Genomic DNA, 19,863 nt, shown 5'->3' with positions numbered 1-19,863 from the left:
GGGTTGTTAGCTCAGTTGGGAGAGCATCGCCCTTACAAGGCGAGGGTCACTGGTTCAAGTCCAGTACAACCCACCATTTTAAAGTGAGACATCTGCATATTCTATATGGGTTGTTAGCTCAGTTGGGAGAGCATCGCCCTTACAAGGCGAGGGTCACTGGTTCAAGTCCAGTACAACCCACCATATAGACACTCACCAGATATAAAACCCTCGATGCTCAGCATCGCACTCAGTCCCTATTCCAAGGCAACACTCACTGGTTCAAGTCCAGTACAACCCACCATATAGACACTCACTAGATATAAAACCTTCGATGCTCAGCATCGCACTCAGTCCCTATTCCAAGGCAAAAACCACTGGCTCAAACCCAGTACAACCCACCATATAGACACTCACTGGATATATAACCCTCGATGCTCAGCATCGTACTCAGTCCCTATTCCAAGGCAACAATCACTGGCTCAAACCCAGCACAACCCACCATATAGACACTCACTAGATATATAACCTTCGATGCTCAGCATCGCACTCATACCCTACTCTAAGGCGAGAACCTCTGGCTTAACCTCAGTAAAGCCCTATATCGGCGCCTATTTATATAAAACCTTGAGTGCTCAACATGCCACCTTCTTATTACCCAACGCCTGCACATTAACCATGACTGCACAGCTTTTACTCTCTTCACCAGCATTTTCTGGCTTTATTCGCGATTTACTTGTCAGCAGCTAGACTAGTTTATATAGTCGGTTTAAATAACATCTCCCTAGTAGCGGTATGGCCCAGCAAGTTTCCAGCTCAGCGCATATATTAATCATTGAAGAGCAGCCATTAGCACTTAGCTATATGAAGCAATCTTTAGAGCGTTTGGGCTACAGACGCTTACGCTTTGCTGAAAATGCCGTTGTCGCCAAGACATTATGTAAAGAAGACGCTTTCGACTTGATCATCTGTGCGTTTAACTTAAGCAAGCACCAAGATGGCTATCAATTATATGAAGAGCTTAAGGTAAATAAGCTGATCAAAGGCGCCACAGGCTTTATTTTTATTTCTGCAGAAACCTCGGGGGCATTAGTACACAGTGTGCTTGAGCTACATCCCGATGACTTTTTAGTAAAACCCTTCAATACCCTAGAACTGAAAAGCCGTATCGAGCGCGTAGTGAAACGCAAACGCGCGCTCAAGGATATTTTCCAGCTTATGGATGATGAGAATTACTCCAAAGCGGTGAAGATGATCGATACTAAACTTGCCAGCCAACAAGGTTATGCGGCTGTGCTGCTGCGCCTTAAGGGAGATGCTCTGCTACTGCAGCAGCAATATGAGCAGGCAAAAACCTTCTTTAAATCTGTATTGGACATTCAAAAATTTACCTGGGCGCGCATTGGCTTAGTTGAAGCACTTATTGGAAACAACGAGCATAACCTCGCCCACCGCATGCTCAAAACCCTGCTAGAGCGTACTGAAACCCGTCTTGTTGCTTATGACTTATTAGGGCAGTTAGAGATAAAATTGAATCAATTCGAGCAGGCTCAAGAGTACTTAAGTGCGGCTACCACTATGGCTCCGCGCAACCTAGAGCGTCAAGAGTCTCTCTCGCAGGTAGCGCAAATCAATCATGATTATGAACAAACCTACCTGGCTAAACGTGATATTGCTAAGTTTGCTCGCCACTCAGTACACGATAACCCAGAGGTCTACCTTAACGCTGCGCGCGCTGGTATTGATTATGCTCTGACAACCGATCAAGGCGAGCAAATATCCCGCGTTACCCGACAAACAACCAAATACCTTAATGACCTAAAAAAGCAGTTTCCTGATGCCCAGCAACAAACCCAGGTGGATGTTCTTAACGCGCGGCTTCATTATTTAAAAGATGAACACCACAAAGCCAAAATGCTTATCGAGCAGCTGGTCATTGATGACTCCCCTATTCGCTCTATTGATGGTGCCCTTGATCAAGCCAAGGCATACCATGAGCTAGGCTTTCACACGCAAGCCCAGGCATTGTTTAACAAGATTATCGATCATTGTGAGCGCTACCCCGAGAGACGCTCTGAATTGCAACTAAAAAGCGTCATTCAACAGCAAAGTGAGCGCCGAGATTTACGCATGGGGCCGCGTGAGTTGAACAACCATGCGGTAGAGAAATTTAAACAGGGCAATTACCTATTGGCACTGGAAGCTTTTACTCAGGCTTTTCGAGTGATGCCGAAAAACCGCAGTATTGCCCTAAACTTATTGCAGTGCTTGTATGAAGGCAGCACCCGCCAAGGCATGACGTTTAACCAGCAACTTGCCAACAAGTGTGTAAGCTTACTGGAACAGGCGGATTTAGATGCGGAGATGAGCGAGCGCTTTGAAAAGATAAAGCAGAAATATATTAACAAGCACTCACATATTGCTTAGCCGCCGAGATTGTTGCCCGCACCTTGCTAGCTTTGCTATGCCAAGCGTGTATATTAAGTCACTACCCAACGACAATAAAAAACACGGACAACAATGAAGCCAATCAACACCCTTGCTCTTGCCATCACTTTGGCCTTAGTAGGCTGCTCTGAAGCCCCCCAAACCATCGCAAAGACAGAGCAACCAACTCAGCAACGCAATCAAGCGCCAACGGCTGAACAAGTTCATAATGCCGTAGAGCAATACACCAAAACCTTTATCAGCCATCAAAGCGCCCTAGCCACGTCGCTTAAGCTACCAGAGCAAAGTTATGGTGACTATAACCGCCAGCTCCCTGATTATTCGGTGGCCGGTATGCAGCAACTGCAAAAAGATATGCGCCATGCTGGCGAGCAATTAGCAGCACTGCAACACCCTGATCTGGCTGCGGATGAGTTATTGCACCTGCGCGTCAATGAGGTAATTGCTCGCTATTATGCTGGTGACGAAGACTTTGCAGCGGGCTATATCGATACCTGGGGCGGGCACCTACCTTACGTGGTCAACCAACTGTCCGGTCCGCTCATCGATTTACCCAATCTGCTAAAGGATCAGCATGAGGTCTCAGACATTGAAGATGCTGACAATTACCTTGCTCGTCTACGTGGTTTTGCCGAGGTTATTGCACAGGTCAGAGAAAAACTTAAAGCCGACGCCAAGCTTGGAGTCATATTACCGAAACCCTTGTTTGCAAACACATTGGGTTATTTAACTAATTTTACCGCTGTGCAACCCAGCGAGCACCCGCTTGTTGCCTCATTCGCCAACAAGCTAAGTGCTATCGACGGCCTTGATGAGCGCCAACGCCAGGATTACATAAACACTGCCGAGACACTCGTGCGCACTGAGATTTATCCTGGGTTTGCGGGTGTAAGCAAAGACATGGCGGCGCTTGAAGAGCACGCGCCCACTGATGTCGGTATTTGGGCGCAACCAAATGGCGATGCTTTCTATCAGCATGAAATCACTTACTTAGGGGACTCCACGCTCACTGCCGAGCAAATCCACCAGCTAGGCCTTGATGAGGTCGCGCGCATTACCGAGCGTATGGATGAAATCCTTAAAGCCAACGGATACAGTGAAGGCAGCGTTGGCAAGCGCATGCAGCAACTCAATAACGAACCTCGCTTTTTATATGAAGATAGCGATGCAGGGCGAGCCGAGCTACTCACCTTTTTACGCGGTGAGATAAGCAAAATTGTCGCCAAGGCGCCGCAGTATTTCTCCACCTTACCACCACAAAAAGTAGAGGTGCGTCGTATTCCTGTCGCTGTTGAGGCAGGCTCCGCCGGCGGCTATTATAACGGCCCATCGCTGGACGGCTCACGCCCTGGTGTATTTTTTATTAACCTCAAGGATATGAAAGCAGTTCCCAGCTTCGGCATGAAAACACTCACATACCATGAGGCTGTACCGGGACACCATTTCCAAATCGCATTGAATATGTTGCAACAAGATATTGGCCTGATGCGCCAAAATGCCTCCTTTAATGCCTATGTAGAGGGCTGGGCGCTTTACTCCGAGCTCGTCGCTTATGAGATGGGGATGTATCAGGACGACCCGTTTGGTGACTTAGGGCGATTACAGGCTGAAGTGTACCGCGCTGCACGTTTGGTGGTAGACACCGGCCTGCACTATAAAAAATGGACTCGCCAGCAGGCCATTGATTATTTTGCCGAGGCCACAGGCACCGCTATGAGTGATGTTGTCTCTGCTATTGACCGCTATATTGCGTGGCCAGGTCAGGCCTTAGGTTACAAACTAGGTATGATCAAACTGGTCGAGCTTCGTGACAAGGCACGTAAAGCTCTAGGCGACAAGTTCGACATAAAAGCGTTTCACGATGTTATTCTCACTCCCGGGGCTCGCCCCATGGCGATTGTTGAGCAAGACATTGATGCTTGGATAGCCAGTCAACAATAACCTTTGCATGGGGCGAGCTCTCTCACCCCATAATTCTTTAATCCTCGCCTTTATAAATAGCCACTGCGTTAATACAGTAGCGCAGGTGAGACGGTGGCGGGCCATCAGGGAACACATGCCCCAAATGCGCATCACACACGTTGCACACCGCTTCAATCCGCTGCATCCCATGGCTACTATCACTGATGTAGGCGATAGCATTGGCTTGTGCCGGTTGCGTAAAAGAAGGCCAACCGCTGCCGCTGTCGAATTTCTCATCACCGGCGAATAAAACGTTATCGCAGCACACACAAAGGTAACGCCCTGGCTCAAAAAGCGTGCATGAATCGCTACTATATGGACGTTCAGTGCCTTTTTGGCGAGTCACATAAAACGCTTCGTCACTGAGTTGCTGCCGCCACTGTTCATCGCTTTTTTCCACACGATAAGGAGGCTCGGAATTGCCTTTTTCACTCATACGCATGATGTCTTGCCAATTAAGCATAAACACTCCTTAAATTTGATAATGCCTTAAGATGATAGAACAGCAAAGCTAACGCCACAGCGAGGCTGCTTTTAGGGCCACTACTTAGCCACATGAGCTATGTAATATCGACCTGTGTATCGGCCATAATAGCGCGCATGTATGCCAATAGCGCGTCACGCGTAGCGACTAAACTCAGCTCACACTCGCTATTGCTAGTGACAATGCACATTCGATGGTCGTACACCCTAATGTGTCTGATATTATGTAAGGGAATACTCTGCCACGGGCCATGGAGATCATAAACTCCTGCTAGTGAGCACACTCTGAGTTGACCCTGCTGACGATGAATAAAATTGCTAATCGGGTTGCGCGTCCTGAACAGCGCCGTGAGCCGATAAAAGCTTGAGCTTAGCGCCACCAAGTAGCCACCCCCGATGATCAGTGTTAACCAAGGCCAAGATAACGTCAAAATCATAATTAACGCCACCACGGGTAGAGCCAATAAGGTGTATTTAGCAAGCATTACATCCACAGCTCGGGCGGCGTTGACGACCTTCATCTGGTTAGCGCTTATCTGCACCGTCTTTTTTGCTTTCCAGTTCATCCGGCCAGTCAGCGAAAAAGACTTTGAGGTAGCGACTGCGCAATAAATACAGTATGACCCACGCAACCATGACTCCCTGTAGGGCTAAATGGAGGGAGAACTGATAATACTGCTGAGCGGCTTGAAGCATGATCCAAGTAAAATCCAATATCGCGCACACTAATAACGGCCAACGCATAAACCGCCATAGGGGTTTGAGTTTCAGGCTCGAGCTGGGTCGGCGCAATGAGTAAAGCACCGCAGGGACTAAAGCAATGGCACCAATCCCTAAGGCAATAAAGAAGTCACGTTTTTGTTGGTATACCAAGGCGACTAAATCAAGCTCGGGGCGTCGCGAAATCGCTGCAAACGCCCAAATTAGATAAGCCCGAAGCAGCACCAGTAGGGACAAAGTAAAGCCTATAGGGGTGCGATAAGCACCGTGCTTATCCCAATACTCGGGGCCGTAACGATTCACAGCTGCGACTTCCTATCGGCTAACACACCCACCAATATAAACGCCGCCAGTACCGTCAGTGGCAGATAAGTGCTGCCAAAGAGCATCAATAATTTAGCGATCAGAGGACTTACCCACAGCGTAAGCGCTCCCAAGCCGAATGCACTCACCAGCACAAACACTAAGGTGCGCAGCATAAAGTGCTTCGCAGCAACTACTTTTTTAACCGCCTTGATCACGTCAGCGGCATACAGGCCGATAATGCACACCACAAACACCAAGGCAATATCACCAAGATAAGGCGATAGCCATTGTCCCAGTTGATAAAGGCCTGATTTCAGCCAGTTAATGAAGTCACTCATATTAACCGCCATGCTCGCTTAGCAATTCGAGCAGCGCCTCTTCTGAGAGCACATCCACTCCCAATTCTTGCGCTTTGGTTAGCTTCGAGCCCGCTTTTTCCCCAGCCACTAAGGCATGAGTTTTAGCCGATACGCTGCCCGCGACCTTTGCCCCTAATGCTTGTAATCTCGCTTTGGCGTCATTGCGACTTAGCTGGCTTAAGGTACCGGTGATCACATAGGTTAAACCATTGAGTGGTTGCTCGTTATCGGCTTTCACTTCAATGGCTGGCCAGTGCAGCCCTTGCTTTAGTAATTCCTCAACCACTTGCTGGTTCAGCGTCTCACTAAAGAAACTCACTATATGTTTAGCCACCACTTCACCAACATCGCTGACCTCTTGTAAGCTTTCGACGTCGGCCTGCATTAACGCATCGAGGGTGCGATAGTGCATGGCCAAGTTTTGTGCGGTGGCCTCTCCCACTTCACGGATCCCCAGCGCGTAAATAAACTTCGCCAAGGTTGTTTCTTTCGCCGCTTCAAGGGCACTGACTAGATTAGCTGCGGATTTGGGCCCCATACGCTCAAGGCTCTCAAAATGACCCTGACGCAGTTGAAAAAGCTCTGCCGGCGTGTGGATTAATTCGCGCTCCACCAGTTGCTCAACAATTTTATCGCCGAGGCCATCGATATCCATGGCTTTACGTGAGGCAAAGTGTTTAATGGCCTCTTTACGCTGCGCAGCACATACCAAACCACCGCTGCAGCGCGCCACAGCCTCGCCCTCAATACGCTCAACGTGGGAATCACAGACTGGGCACTGCTGCGGAAAGACAATCTCCTTGGCATCTGCGGGGCGGCGCTCAAGCACCACTTGAGTTATTTGAGGGATCACATCACCAGCTCGGCGCACCACTACGGTGTCACCAACTTTTACCCCTAAGCGAGCTATTTCATCACCATTGTGCAGTGTGGCATTGGATACTGTCACCCCCCCTACGTACACTGGGTGCAAGCGGGCTACGGGGGTAATTGCCCCAGTACGACCCACTTGGAATTCCACATCCAGTAACTGGGTGATCTCTTCTTGCGCCGGAAATTTATAGGCAATAGCCCAGCGCGGCGCTCGGGCGACAAAGCCTAAACGCTGCTGATGAGCCTTACTATTCACTTTAATTACCACCCCATCAATTTCATATTTAAGCTCGCCTCGGCGGGTTAAAATGTCTTGATAGTAAGCAATCGCTTGCTCTGTGCCGTTGACAAGCTTGGTCTCCGGACACAGCGGCAATCCCCAGTCTTTTAATTGGTGCAGCTGCTCATAGTGGCCGTCGGCCAAATCGGCCCCGGTAATTTGCCCCATCGAGTAAGCATAAAACATCAATGGCCGCTTAGCTGTAATTTTAGAGTCTAACTGACGCAGGCTTCCCGCTGCGGCATTACGTGGATTGGCAAACACTTTACCGTCATTTTTTGCCGCCTCTTCGTTAAGGCGTGCAAAACCGGCTAAATCCATAAACACTTCGCCGCGTACTTCTAACTCTTGTGGGTAATCACCCCGCAGCTTTAGGGGAATATTACGAATGGTTTTAACATTCTCGGTAATATTTTCACCAACTTGACCGTCGCCACGCGTTGCCGCTTGCACTAACACACCATCGCGGTACAAAATCGACACCGCCAAGCCATCTAATTTAGGCTCGCAGCAAAACGCCAATGCTTGTGTGTCTGCCAAGCGGTCTTGAATACGTTTATTAAAGGCGTTGAATTCGCTCTCATCAAAGGCATTATCCAAGGATAACATCGGCACTTGGTGGGTGACTTGAGCAAATTTACTCAGTGCTGCGCCGCCGACCTTTTGGCTGGGAGAGTCTGGGCTAAGCAAATGCGGGTGTTCGCTTTCGAGCGCCTGTAACTCGCGCAGCAAACGATCATACTCGGCATCGGGAATGCTGGGGTTATCCAATACGTAGTAGTTGTAATTGTGCTCTTCAATCTCAAGGCGCAATTGTGCAATGCGTTGCTCTGGCGTGCTACTCATAAGTTCCTCATAAAAAAGCCACCGCATCAAGTGGGTGGCTGCTACTACTTACAGAATGTGATATTAAGCGTATTCACGTACTTTTTCGACGTACTCACGCACGGTGCTAACGCTCAGTGGCTGGCGGTTATGATCTAATAACTCGGCGCCAAACTCATCTGCCACTTTCTTCGCCGCGCTGTGCAACATGTTAAAGGTGGCCATGGCTTCGCCATCGTTAGGTAAAGTCATAAATAAGCTCACGCCTGCAGTGCTAAACTGCTCCATATTGTCGACGTCAAAAGTGCCTGGGTTGTACATGTTAACCATACGGAACAACACAGGGCCCTGACCGCTGGCTTGCTCGTGACGGTGAAAAAAGCCATCGTCGGAATATTTAAACCCTAAGGTCAGCACTAAGGGTAATAACTTAGCCCCTTGCATTTGCAGCCCTTCAGGCATATGCACGTGGATGATCACAAAATCTTCTGCTGGCTGCTCGCTGTCACTATTCGCTTCAGTTTCTTCATGCGCCGTTGCAGGCTCGTCATCAATGTTAATTTCGCCAATGCTTGGTTCATCGTCGATAGCACCAAAGCTGGGCTCGTCATGCTGCACTGATGCTGGCTCAGGTTCAGAACGACTCACCGTGTCTTGCGTGTTGTGCGGTTCATGGGGCTCTGCCTTTGGCTGTGGTTTAGCTTTAGCAGGTTTGTTCTCGACTGCTTGAGAGCGTTTGCGTACTGACCACAAGCCATGAACTAGCAAACCACCAATGACCACTGCACTGATTAAAATTAATACCCATCTGAGATTTTCGGCCATCCCCTCACCTTTATTCTGTGTTTGTTTAACTTAACTGGCTTGAGCCATTTCCATTGCTTGCTCAATATCCACCGCAACCATACGCGACACACCCGGCTCAGCCATGGTCACGCCGGTTAAACGCCCTGCCATCTCCATGGCTATTTTGTTATGACTTATATAAATAAACTGCACTGTTTGCGACATTTCCTCGACCAAACGACAAAAACGACCGACATTGGCATCATCCAAAGGTGCATCCACCTCATCAAGCATACAAAACGGGGCTGGATTGAGCCTGAATATTGAAAACACCAATGATAATGCGGTCAGCGCTTTTTCTCCACCACTTAGCAAATGGATCGTTGAATTTTTCTTGCCTGGCGGACGAGCCATGATAGCGACCCCGCTTTCTAGCAAATCATCGCTGGTTAATTCTAAATAGGCTGAGCCGCCGCCAAAGACCTTAGGGAATAACTCTTTGAGATCGTCATTAATCTGATCAAAGGTGCTTTTAAATTGCGCTTTGGTCTGGCGGTCAATTTTAGCAATCGCCGACTCCAAGGTCTCCAAGGCATCAGTTAAATCTTGTAGCTGCTCATCAAGGTAAGCTTTGCGTTGCTTGGCACTGGCAAACTCATCAATCGCCGCCAGGTTAACAGCGCCAAGCGTGTCTAACTGCTTATCAATTTGCGTGAGTTGCGCTTGCCAGCGACCCACTGCGGCATCGTCATCAAGGCTTTCGAGCACCTCTTTGAGCGTGACTTTGAGCTCTTCTAATGGTGCTAGCGCCTGCTGCGCTTTCAGTGTCAGGGTTTGCTCCGCCAATAGCGCCTGCTGAATCTGCTCTTGCAATTGCTCACGCTGCTGCTCACCTTGGGCTAAGCGTGACTTATTTTGCTCATAGTTTTGCTGTGCTGAATCAAGCTGATGGCGCAAATCAACCTGCTGCTCGCTCAGGCGCTCTTTTTCCTGCAACAAGGTTTCAATTTGCTCGGCCATTTGCTCAAGCGGCTGCTCCAGCGCTTGCTGCTGCGCCTGAGCCTGCTCCACTGTTAACGCCAAGCGGCTTAACTCATTGTCGATGTGTGCCAGCTTATTCTCACTGAGGGACAACTCACTTTGCTGACGCTCTGCGCTAAGACGCATATCTGCGACTCGAGCTTGATGCTCCCGCAACTGCTGCTCGCATTGGCGCAGGTGCTGTTGACCCTGCTCGTACTGACCCTGCAATTGCTCATTGTGCTGCTGCGCTTGTTCCAACAGTTCCTGTGCCTGCTGGAACTGCTCATCAGTAAGTGCATACTTATCTTGAAGCTCACGGTCTCGGGTCATCAACGCTTGTTGTTTTTCACTGAGGCGTTGTTGTTGCTGTTGCCATTGTTGTTGTTGCTCGCGCAATAATTCCAACCGGGTTTGCATGCTGGCATGGCTACGTGAAAGCTCATGCACTTGCTTCTTACTATTGTCCAGTTGCTGCGTATACTGCCCTCGCTCCTCATGCAGCTGTTGTAGATATTGCTCACTTTGTTGTTGCTGTCGCTGTGCACTCTCAAGCAGGCTATCAAGTTGCGCCAGTTGCTGACGCTTAGCTAAGATGCCTTGTTGTGCTTGCTCGTTTTCGAGCGCCCAATGACGACCGTGCAAAGTACCTTGACTGTCAACCACCGCAAACCAATAGTCATCTGCCAACAGCGTAATATCACCATTTTCGACATAGGCGATACGGTCAAGCAGGTCCGGGTACTCGCCTTGCTGGATAAACGCACTGACAGCCTCGGCTTTAACCTGGTGCTCGGTGGGCTGTAGCCAACTCCCCTGGCGCTGCTCAGTTAACTGCAAATGCTGTAACTGCATCAGTGCCGCCTCAATTATCGCTTCATAACCGCTTTGCACCTCGAGCTGAAACAATAGACTTTGCTGCTCTTGGTGCTGTGCGAGCAACTCCGCCATCGCTTGTTGTTTGGCACTTAGTTGACGCGCTTGATCTTGGTGTTGTTGATATTCGTTTTTGCCCTGTTGATAGGCCTGTTGCGCCGCAGTTAATTGCTTTTCGACACGCTGCTGCTCACTTTTGGCACTGGCTAACTGGGTGGTCAAGGTTTTGACCTCAGCTTCACTATCTTGCAGCTGTTGATTAATAGGTTGCTCGTGGTGCGCCTTGAGTTGCTCTTGCACCTCTTGCAGTTGCTCAGTGTTACTTCGTTGCTCCGCGCTCAGTGCGTGCAACTCATGCTGGCTTTGTTGGACTTGCCGCTGGTTTTGGTACAGCTGCTCACGCTGTTGATGTTGCTGGTTTTGCAGTTGCTCAAATTGTTCTTGCGCGACAAGGTGCTGCTCAGTTAACTGCTCTGCTTGTGCTTGCAATAATTCCAACTGTTCACGCACCTGCGCTAACTCTCGCTGCTTTTGCGCCACCGCGTCTTTTTGCTGGCGCTTATCAACCACCAGCGCTTGGTGCTTTTCATCACTTTGCTGCAATGTTGCATGCAACTGCTGCAGCTGCTGTTTGCTATGAATATGTTGCTGCTCGACTCGCGCCAACTGATTATCAGTTTGGAACTGCTGTTGCTGTGCAGCGGCTAAAGCGTGCTGGGTATCATCAACTTGCTGTTGATAGGCGCTGAGTACATCTTGCTCACCACTGTGTGCTTCTTTAATAAAGGTGAGCTGCTCTTTTAACTGCGCGAGTTGTTGCGATTTTTCCAGTTGCTGGGCATGCAGTTTTTGCCATTTCAACACCGCCAGTTCACTTTTTAGCTGTCGTTGCCGGGCTTTGAGTTCACGGTATTGTTGGGCTTGCTGCGCCTGAGTATCAAGTTTATCGAGTTGAGCTTGCAGTTCACTACGCACATCGAGCAAGCGCTCAAGGTTTTCGCGGGTGCTGCGAATGCGAGTCTGTGTCTCTCTGCGGCGCTCTTTGTATTTCGACACACCAGCGGCTTCTTCGATAAACACCCGCAGCTCATGAGGTTTACTTTCGATAAGCCGGGAAATCATCCCTTGCTCGATAATGGCGTAACTGCGCGGGCCCAAGCCAGTGCCAAGGAAAATATCGGTAATATCTCGCTTGCGACATTTACTGCCGTTGAGGTAATACAGGGATTGACCATCGCGGGTAACAACACGCTTAATGGCTACTTGGTTACGTGATGCCATAGTGCCGGGCAAACGCCCTTGGGTGTTATCAAAAATGAGTTCAACGGCCGCTTGGGAGACCGGCTTTCGGGTGGCTGCACCATTAAAAATAACGTCGCTCATCGCGTCGCCACGTAAATTCTTTGCCGAGCTTTCTCCTAACACCCAACGCACGGCATCAATCACATTCGATTTGCCACAGCCGTTAGGGCCGACGACACAGGTCATGGCGTCGGGAAAAGGTATTTTTGTTGCCTCGACGAAGGACTTAAACCCCGCCAGCTTAATGCTGCTTAAGCGCATTGATGCCCCAGTTATTATGATTTTATGTTTGGTGGCTGCGGCCTAACCGCTACAACGCTTTATATTATCTAAAATTATGCCACTGGCAATAGCCACATTCAGCGACTCTGCCCCGCCGTACCCGTTAATGGTAATTCGCTCTGAGATAGCTTGACCCACCGCCTCACTAATACCATGAGACTCACTGCCCATAACGAGCACTCCTTGCTGAGCAAATTCGACATGGTGCACGTTAGTGCCTCCTAGAAATGCACCGTAAACAGGTTTATCAAGCTGTTGCAGGTACTCAGGTAAATCAACTGTGGCGCACGACACACGCGTGAATGAACCCATAGTGGCACTGATCACCTTGGGGTTGTATGGATCGGCACAATTCGGTGAAAGTAAAATCTGCGAAAAGCCATACCAATCCGCTAAACGGATCAGGGTGCCTAAGTTGCCAGGGTCGCTAACACCATCAAGGGCCAATTGCCAAGGTGTTTCCTGAATAGTGACATCGCGCATAGGTGCAACAGCAATAACCTCGTTATTGGTCACCAGCGTACTGACTTTCGAGAGACTCCCCTCATCGCTTTGGTGAATATGGCGGGCATCGAGACGAGAGCCCAGCAGTTGGTGATGCTGCGCTAAAAAACTTTCGCTGGCAAAGACACTGTCAATATCATAGTCGCTTTGCAATAGCTCAAGGACGTTTTTCGCCCCTTGTACTAAAAACATATGATGTTGACGGCGATATTTCTTTTGCCCTAACTGGCGCAAATATTTTTGTTGGTTTTTGGACAGCATACAGTGCCTTCGTCATTCCCCTAGACAATAGTCGCGATTATACACATGCGCGAGCATAAAGCGGAGCCCTGATCAAAGGTTGCATTGCACAGGTTGCAATATTTTAAGCTTAACGCTAAATTAACGCTCTTAAATTTACTTAGGACTTATGGACGTTTAAATGGACTTAGATACTACCCCCACCCCATCCGCGCGCTCGCAAGAGTTTGAAGCCTACTCTCGCCGCGTAGAATTTTCCGGCTCCGGGAAAGAGTTTTTCTCAATTTGGATCGTTAACATCGTGCTCACGTTGTTGACGCTAGGCATATACTCCGCTTGGGCCAAAGTGCGCACTTATCGCTATTTTTATGGTCACACCCAGCTTGATGGTCACCGTTTTGATTACCTTGCATCGCCTATACAAATTTTAAAAGGCCGCATTCTCGCCTTTATTTTATTTGTTATTTATATGTTTTGTACTCAATTTGTGCCTATTCTCGGTGTTTTAGCGGTGTTCGGATTGCTATTTTTAATGCCGTGGATGGTCAATCAGGGCATGCGTTTTAATATGCGCATGAGTCGCTATCGCAATGTACGCTTTGCGTTTAAAGGTAACTATGGCGATGCATTTTTGAATTTTATCGTGTTGCCTATCGTAAGTGTATTCACGCTTTATTTGTTGCTGCCTTACGTACTCAAGCGCATTGATAAATACCTACATAGCGAAATTAGCTATGCCGATAAACCCATCACTGTGAACACCAAAGGCGGTGAGTATTACTTGGCTGTGATTTTGGCCTATGTTGCCTGTGCCATTGTCGGTGTAATAGTCATGACGATCGCTGGCGTATTTGGTTTGAGTTTACAAACCATGATGCTGGACCCTGAAGGGTTTGAACAATCGCTCACCGCCATTAGCGCAGTGGCATTAATCATCTTATTCGTTGTTGGCTATACCGCTATTTTTGCCGTTTACATGGGTGTGTATCAAACTCATGTTCGTAACCACTTGCTCAATAGCAGTGAGATCGAAGGTATCGCCAGTTTTAAATCCGACTTACGCATAGTGGATTACACCTTACTGACTCTCACCAATGCCCTTGCCGTGTTATGTACTCTCGGTTTAGCCATCCCGTGGGCAAAAGTACGCACTGCAAAAATGCTATGCCGAGCCACTGAGATCACCTTCTTATGCGATCCGCAAACACTGACTGACGCGCAAGGTGAGCAAAACTCATCATTTGCTGAAGAAGCAGCTGATTTCTTTGATGTTGACCTTTCATTAGGATAAGCCATGCAAGTAACGGGCGTTTATTACTTGCATAAGCAAAGCCAAAGTGTGCACGCCACGCTTTGGCTTTGTGATGCTGGTGTGCAACTGCTCAGTGATGATGAGCTCATCGCGCAGTTTGATGATTATCAGCAAGGGCAACAAATAACAGGCCTACCGGTGGAATTGACCTTTGCCGATGGCAGTCGCTTTGTGCCCCACGACGCTCAGCATCGCTGGCCGAGTGAGTCGCGCTGGGACAAAGCATTGGAAGCTATTGAGCGCCATAAGTTGGTCCTTTGCGCCTGTGTTTTGGGCGCTGCCTTACTGTGCTGGGCCTTATTTTTCAAAATAATTCCCAGCACCGCTGCAACGGTGGCTCGCGCCCTGCCTAAACCCATTGTCCATGCTGCCTCAGAACAAAGTTTCGAAGCGGTTAAATACCTTTACCTTGAACCCAGCGAACTGAGTGACGCGCGTAAACAACATATTCGCACTCTGTGGCATAATCATATCAAGAAAATAGAGAATCCACCTTCGCATTTACAATTGCACTTTTTTAGCGCCCCGAAAATCGGAGCCAATGCCTTTGCTCTGCCCGATGGGCAAGTCGTGTTAACTGATGAGTTGGCCGACGCATTAAAAGAGAACGACACCGCATTGCTGGCGGTGCTGTTGCATGAAATTGGTCATGTCGAGTATCAGCACGGCCTCACCTTAGCGGCGCAATCAGCGGGTGCCTCGGTATCGTTAGCGCTCTTATTTGGCGACTTGCAAGGGTTTGCTGAGATTATCATGGGCACCGGCTCGACGTTGCTACAACAGCAATTTTCCCGCGATATGGAGCGCCAAGCCGATGATTACGCATTACGCGAACTTAAACGCTTAGGCTATTCATCAACAGCCTTTGCTGAGGCCATGGAAGCGCTCGCACAGGCCCATGAGTTGGACCCTCAGCAAGATTCGCAGTGGGAGTACTTATCTTCTCACCCTGCTATTTCTGAACGTATTGAACGGGCTCAACAAGCCCAAGAATAAAAGGAACCCTTATGGCGTATGATTTTGGTTCAAAAGGCTTAGGCATAACCAACCCCTTTAAAGCGGAAGGGTTAATTCGCTCCATCGGCGGCCTATGTATCGCCCTATTAGGTCTATATAGCCTCTTTAAAGTAACCACCCTCACCGAGCACAACTTGGTTGCGGCGTGGATCTACGCCGGCTTTGGTCTTGTGCTGTTGATTATGGGGTTACAGCGCTGTGGCAGTGGTTTATTCCAGTTGTTTAAGTTTTTTGTTGGTCGTTCTGTACCTAGCTCCTTGGCGCTAAACCTCACTAAAAGCGAGCAAGAAAATGCAGAGTTGGAGCGCCGAAAGGGATCGTTAGCCTACAGCGCAAAAACCCTAGAGTCGATGCTGATGGGCCGCAAAAACACCACGTTTAGCGAACCCAAAGGTTGGGTTGGCCGCTTAGTGCATTCGATTATGCCAAAGCTGGTGTTTTTACCTTATCCAATGCGTAATGTTGCACAAGAAATTGTCGCGGTGTTGTTGCAGACGGTGCTCGCGCTTATTGCCTTCGCATTGACGTATTTTGTGTCTTCTTCTGGGCTTGCCGGTAAAGCGGGCCATATTATTATTCCTATATTTTCAGCGCTTATTTTAGTCTACCTACTGCTATGTTGGCGCAGTGCAGCCAAGGCCGTCAGTCTTAAACGCGTTAAACAGCTCAAAGATGTGGGGGCTGCATCATTGGCAAAAGTCATCGCTTTTTCGGTGATTTTCCCGGTAGTCATCGGTCTTATTTATCATCATGTATTTGCTCCCTCAGCCCATGAGTTGCAGCAATGGCAAAGTGTGACCGAGCAAGTCGTTAGCTTTTCTGCTTGGCCTAGCCTTATCACCTTATTGGCACTGGGTGCCATAGCCAGTGTCGCGCTGTTTTACTTGTTGACGACGAGAGCACAGCAAAGCAACGCGCAAACGGAAGTGAGCGAATATCGCGCCAATTTACAAGAGTCGGTGCACCCTAATGAAATTTTTATCAACATTGAAAATATCGTGCTGGCCAATCGACGCTATCGAGAGATCCCTAACCGCACTTACATTGACTTTGATCCCACGTTGAATGAGCAGTCGCAGGGCAAAGGCGATTTTCGTGGTGAGCTGTTAATCGAAACTCAGCCTGAGTTCACGCCAACTCCAGCGCCGCAAGGGTTCAAAGCGACGCGCTTATTTAGCACCATCGCGGCGCAACTTTGCGTGGTCATCGGCGCCTGCTTATTATTTGCTTTGGCCGCAAAAGTTCAGGGCCTGTACGACTTTCTAGCCCAGTCATGGGACAACGTAGACAGCTTTGTGCGCAGTGCCGAACGAGGCGATGGTGCTGCAATGCAGCAGTGGCTTGGGCAGTTATCAGCATTGGTCGTGACGTTACTCAGTGGCTTTTTCTTCTGGCAAATATTCAGCACCATAGGACGTATGCTGGAGAACTTTAGCCATGTATTTTGGGCCGAGTTGCGCTTTAGTTCGTTGCTGCTGTATATGAAAACGGAAGGCACCTTTACCGAGTCTAAGATCTCCACCGGTATGTCCATTCACGATTCCACTCGCAGTGAAAATGTCATTGTTAAATCATCAATCACGCCGTGGATTGTTAGCTCGCGCATCCACACTAGCACCTTTGCCAGTAGTGGCAGCGACAATGTGGAAATGCCGCGCTATGTGATGACCATGGAGAAAAACGAGCAAGAGCTCAATACCATCGTTGATGAAATAGATGGCTTCTTAAAAGGCCGTGAGACCATCGCTGGTTTTTCCAATACAGCCGACCTCCAGCACGCAGAAAATATACTCAAGGTGAACCAAGCCTCGCGCGCCGAAGATGGCACGCCTAAGCTGAGCGATGATAAAGCGGGCGGCTTTCGTGAACGCCAAGACACCCAGCAACTAGAAGAAAATAAATAATGGCTATGGCCCAACTCAAGTTGGGCCTTTTTGCAACAAAGCATGAATAGAGTCTGTTATTTGTTTACGCCTTAGTTATACTGCGGAACCATCGAGATCCAAATAGTAGAGGTATGCCATGCAGTTAGGTCGTGGTTTTGAATACTTTTTTAGTGGCTTTACGCTGATCACCCAAAAAGGCCTAAAGCGCTTCGTTCTTATCCCGCTGTTGATCAACTTAGTGATTTTCGGCACGTCTTTATTCTTTATCTATGGCTGGCTCACTGATGCGTTTGCCTGGCTCAATGCACAGTTGCCGGAATGGCTGACTTGGCTGGAATTTATTTTATGGCCATTGGCTATATTGGTGCTGCTGTTTAGCTACTCTATGGTGTTCACGGTGATCACTAACTTTATTGCCGCGCCGTTCAACGGCATTCTCTCGGAAAAAGTGGAGATGCACTTAACCGGGCAGCGCATTAACGATGATGGCTTGCTCGATACCATGCGCGATGTGCCACGTATGCTTGGGCGAGAGTGGACTAAGCTATGCTACTACTTACCTCGCGCCCTTGGCTTTTTCATCCTCATGTGGTTTTTACCGGTGATCGGACAGATCATTTGGGCGCTGTTCACCTGTTGGATGTTTGCGGTGCAATATAAAGATTATGCGTTTGATAATCACAAGGTCAGCTTCAAGGATATGAAACGCGACCTAAAAGCCCACCAAGGCTTGTCTTACGGCTTTGGTGCCGGAGTGATGATATGTGCTGCAGTGCCTATTTTGAATATGATCATCATGCCTGTGGCGGTCTGTGGTGCCACGAAATTATGGGTAGAAAATTATCGCAGCCAGTACCGCAGCTTGTGATAAAACCGAACTTCACTGCTGTATTTGTTGTTGCGGCAATAGTCTTTGCCGCATTCTTGGGCTGGATTATTTATTTGGCCAATAGCGGCCAAAACAGCCTTTTCTTCCAATGGATCGCAGCGATACCTTACGGCGACAAACTTGGCCACTTGGTGCTTTTTGCGACTTTTACACTGTTAGCCACGCTTGCCCTCGGCGCAAGAGTAGTGCCTCTTTATGGCAAAGTGAAGGTGTATTGGGGCGCTCTTTTGGTGTGTGCATTTGCACTGATTGAAGAGATAAGCCAAGCGTTTATTGCCACTCGTACATTTGATTTAGTCGATTTAGGCGCCGATTTACTCGGTATTATTGCCGCTAGTATCGTGCTGGCATGGGTATTGAAGCGACAGGCACAATCAACCGAGAGATAAAGGTTAAAGCCGGGTTATTGCCCGGCTTTTGTTGACTAGCTGTATACGTTTTGCGGTACGCGCAACACCTGTACATGCACCGTTACCTCTTCACGGTCATGGTATAAGTGCTTAGCCTGTAAGTTAAACTTCACTCCATATTCGCGCAACTCTTGATCAATGCGCTGCATATTTTCATATACACAGTCAAAGCGTTTCTTCATTGGCAGTTTCAAATTAAAGATGAGTTCTTTGGCGAAGCCATTCACCGCCCAATCAATCATAAGCTCGGTAACTCGGCTGGGTTTTTCTACCATGTCACACACTAACCAATCGATGTTGCGACGCTCTGGGCGGAACTTAAAGCCATCCTCGCGGTAATGCTTCACTTGTCCGCTTTCCATTAACGCTTGGTCCATAGGGCCATTATCAATGGCTTGCACAAACATCCCTCGGCGCACTAATTGATATGTCCAGCCGCCAGGACAGGCACCTAAATCGACCGCTTTCATTCCGGAGCGCACCCTGTCTTCTTGTTCGTCTTCTGGGACGAACACCATAAAGGCCTCGTCTAGTTTCAACGTTGAACGGCTCGGTGCATCTTTCGGATAACGTAAACGGGGGATCCCCATATACAGTGCTGAATTATTAAAACTAAACGAATAGCCCACATAAGCTGTGTCACTGGCGATAAATAACACGTGTAATATCGGTCGGTTTTTCACTTGCTGGCGCAGTAAGGTTTCTTGTTTCTCTAACCCTTTCGCCAGTGGCGTGCTAATTTTCTTACAAAACTTAGAGAGCTCTTTGCCGTCGTTGGTGTCACAGGTTTCTACGCGCAGTTCGCCACATAATGGAAACTCCTTGGCCGCTTCACATAAGCTGGTAACACGGTCATCGATAGGCATACGCGCTATTTGCGTACCGACAAACCACTGCCGGGCAAACACCATATCTTTAAATGGAATTTTCTTAAGCAGGTATTCCGCTTCATCATGGCTGTAGCAGTGATACACCACCAATGCCGAGTTTGGCTTGGCTTTTACATAGCCGCCGACGCCATGTTGACTGGCATGGTGAGTGATTTCTGCGGCGGCATCATTTTCGAAACCAGCGCGACAATAAATAACAATACAGGACATGGTG

The 19,863-nt window shown here is 48.7% G+C and carries 17 protein-coding genes and 2 tRNA genes; 10 read left to right on the top strand and 9 right to left on the bottom strand.

The window, feature by feature from the left end; translation table 11 throughout:
• The 5 genes from EXT46_RS08245 to EXT46_RS08225 all read left to right on the top strand — a co-directional run bounded on the left by EXT46_RS08245 (position 1) and on the right by EXT46_RS08225 (position 4,368).
• Positions 1-76: transfer RNA gene (locus tag EXT46_RS08245), tRNA-Val, on the top strand.
• Positions 77-107: 31 nt separating this feature from the next.
• A tRNA-Val gene (locus EXT46_RS08240) sits at positions 108-183 on the top strand.
• A gap of 330 nt (positions 184-513) precedes the next feature.
• The gene (locus tag EXT46_RS08235) at positions 514-729 is read left to right on the top strand and encodes a hypothetical protein (protein ID WP_130146588.1); all 216 of its coding nucleotides are present in this window, start codon (positions 514-516) and stop codon (positions 727-729) included.
• A gap of 45 nt (positions 730-774) precedes the next feature.
• Positions 775-2,406, top strand: a complete 1,632-nt coding sequence (locus tag EXT46_RS08230; RefSeq protein WP_022944715.1) for a response regulator — start codon at positions 775-777, stop codon at positions 2,404-2,406.
• A gap of 93 nt (positions 2,407-2,499) precedes the next feature.
• Entirely contained in the window at positions 2,500-4,368 is a 1,869-nt protein-coding gene (locus tag EXT46_RS08225; protein ID WP_130146586.1) for a DUF885 domain-containing protein, read from the top strand.
• 37 nt (positions 4,369-4,405) lie between these two features.
• Here EXT46_RS08225 and msrB read toward each other — a convergent pair whose 3' ends face one another.
• The 8 genes from msrB to EXT46_RS08185 all read right to left on the bottom strand — a co-directional run bounded on the left by msrB (position 4,406) and on the right by EXT46_RS08185 (position 13,266).
• Positions 4,406-4,852, bottom strand: a complete 447-nt coding sequence (msrB, locus tag EXT46_RS08220) for a peptide-methionine (R)-S-oxide reductase MsrB (RefSeq protein WP_130146584.1) — start codon at positions 4,850-4,852, stop codon at positions 4,406-4,408.
• A gap of 97 nt (positions 4,853-4,949) precedes the next feature.
• On the bottom strand, positions 4,950-5,393 hold the full coding sequence (locus tag EXT46_RS08215; RefSeq protein ID WP_130146582.1) for a hypothetical protein: 444 nt from the start codon (positions 5,391-5,393) through the stop codon (positions 4,950-4,952).
• A gap of 4 nt (positions 5,394-5,397) precedes the next feature.
• The gene (locus EXT46_RS08210) at positions 5,398-5,895 is read right to left on the bottom strand and encodes a DUF2919 domain-containing protein (protein WP_022944711.1); all 498 of its coding nucleotides are present in this window, start codon (positions 5,893-5,895) and stop codon (positions 5,398-5,400) included.
• A complete protein-coding gene (locus EXT46_RS08205) occupies positions 5,892-6,236 on the bottom strand; it encodes a DUF3392 family protein (RefSeq protein ID WP_053911885.1) in 345 nt (114 codons plus the stop codon). Before EXT46_RS08205 ends, EXT46_RS08210 begins: the two co-directional genes overlap by 4 nt.
• A 1-nt stretch (position 6,237) precedes the next feature.
• The gene (gene ligA / locus EXT46_RS08200; protein ID WP_130146580.1) at positions 6,238-8,256 is read right to left on the bottom strand and encodes an NAD-dependent DNA ligase LigA; all 2,019 of its coding nucleotides are present in this window, start codon (positions 8,254-8,256) and stop codon (positions 6,238-6,240) included.
• 63 nt (positions 8,257-8,319) lie between these two features.
• Positions 8,320-9,060 carry a cell division protein ZipA gene (gene zipA / locus EXT46_RS08195; RefSeq protein WP_053911884.1) on the bottom strand — a complete coding sequence of 247 codons (741 nt, stop codon included), beginning with the start codon at positions 9,058-9,060 and terminating at the stop codon, positions 8,320-8,322.
• Between the two features lie 30 nt (positions 9,061-9,090).
• Positions 9,091-12,480, bottom strand: coding sequence for an AAA family ATPase (locus EXT46_RS08190; protein ID WP_130146578.1), 3,390 nt, complete (start codon positions 12,478-12,480; stop codon positions 9,091-9,093).
• 42 nt (positions 12,481-12,522) lie between these two features.
• Entirely contained in the window at positions 12,523-13,266 is a 744-nt protein-coding gene (locus EXT46_RS08185; RefSeq protein WP_130146576.1) for an RNA methyltransferase, read from the bottom strand.
• Positions 13,267-13,426: 160 nt separating this feature from the next.
• On the opposite strand from EXT46_RS08185, the gene EXT46_RS08180 reads away from it, so the two are divergent.
• From EXT46_RS08180 to EXT46_RS08160, 5 genes are all read left to right on the top strand, one after another.
• Entirely contained in the window at positions 13,427-14,536 is a 1,110-nt protein-coding gene (locus EXT46_RS08180; RefSeq protein WP_045979726.1) for a YjgN family protein, read from the top strand.
• Between the two features lie 3 nt (positions 14,537-14,539).
• Positions 14,540-15,553: a M48 family metallopeptidase gene (locus EXT46_RS08175; protein WP_130146574.1), complete on the top strand. Its 1,014-nt coding sequence runs from the start codon at positions 14,540-14,542 to the stop codon at positions 15,551-15,553.
• Positions 15,554-15,564: 11 nt separating this feature from the next.
• Positions 15,565-17,478 carry a hypothetical protein gene (locus EXT46_RS08170; RefSeq protein ID WP_053911879.1) on the top strand — a complete coding sequence of 638 codons (1,914 nt, stop codon included), beginning with the start codon at positions 15,565-15,567 and terminating at the stop codon, positions 17,476-17,478.
• Positions 17,479-17,596: 118 nt separating this feature from the next.
• Positions 17,597-18,328: a sulfate transporter CysZ gene (cysZ, locus tag EXT46_RS08165; RefSeq protein WP_053911878.1), complete on the top strand. Its 732-nt coding sequence runs from the start codon at positions 17,597-17,599 to the stop codon at positions 18,326-18,328.
• Complete coding sequence (locus tag EXT46_RS08160) at positions 18,289-18,738, top strand: VanZ family protein (RefSeq protein ID WP_130146572.1); 450 nt, start codon at positions 18,289-18,291, stop codon at positions 18,736-18,738. The genes cysZ and EXT46_RS08160 overlap by 40 nt, the downstream gene beginning before the upstream one ends.
• 35 nt (positions 18,739-18,773) lie before the next feature.
• On the opposite strand, the gene rlmM is transcribed toward EXT46_RS08160, so the two are convergent.
• Positions 18,774-19,859 carry a 23S rRNA (cytidine(2498)-2'-O)-methyltransferase RlmM gene (gene rlmM, locus EXT46_RS08155; protein WP_130146570.1) on the bottom strand — a complete coding sequence of 362 codons (1,086 nt, stop codon included), beginning with the start codon at positions 19,857-19,859 and terminating at the stop codon, positions 18,774-18,776.
• Between the last annotated feature and the right edge of the window lie 4 nt (positions 19,860-19,863).

This window comes from Pseudoalteromonas sp. CO325X (genome assembly GCF_004208955.1).
Lineage (GTDB): Bacteria > Pseudomonadota > Gammaproteobacteria > Enterobacterales > Alteromonadaceae > Pseudoalteromonas > Pseudoalteromonas ruthenica.
The sequence above is the reverse complement of the archived record's forward strand: the minus strand, read 5'-3'. Positions and strand labels throughout refer to the sequence as shown.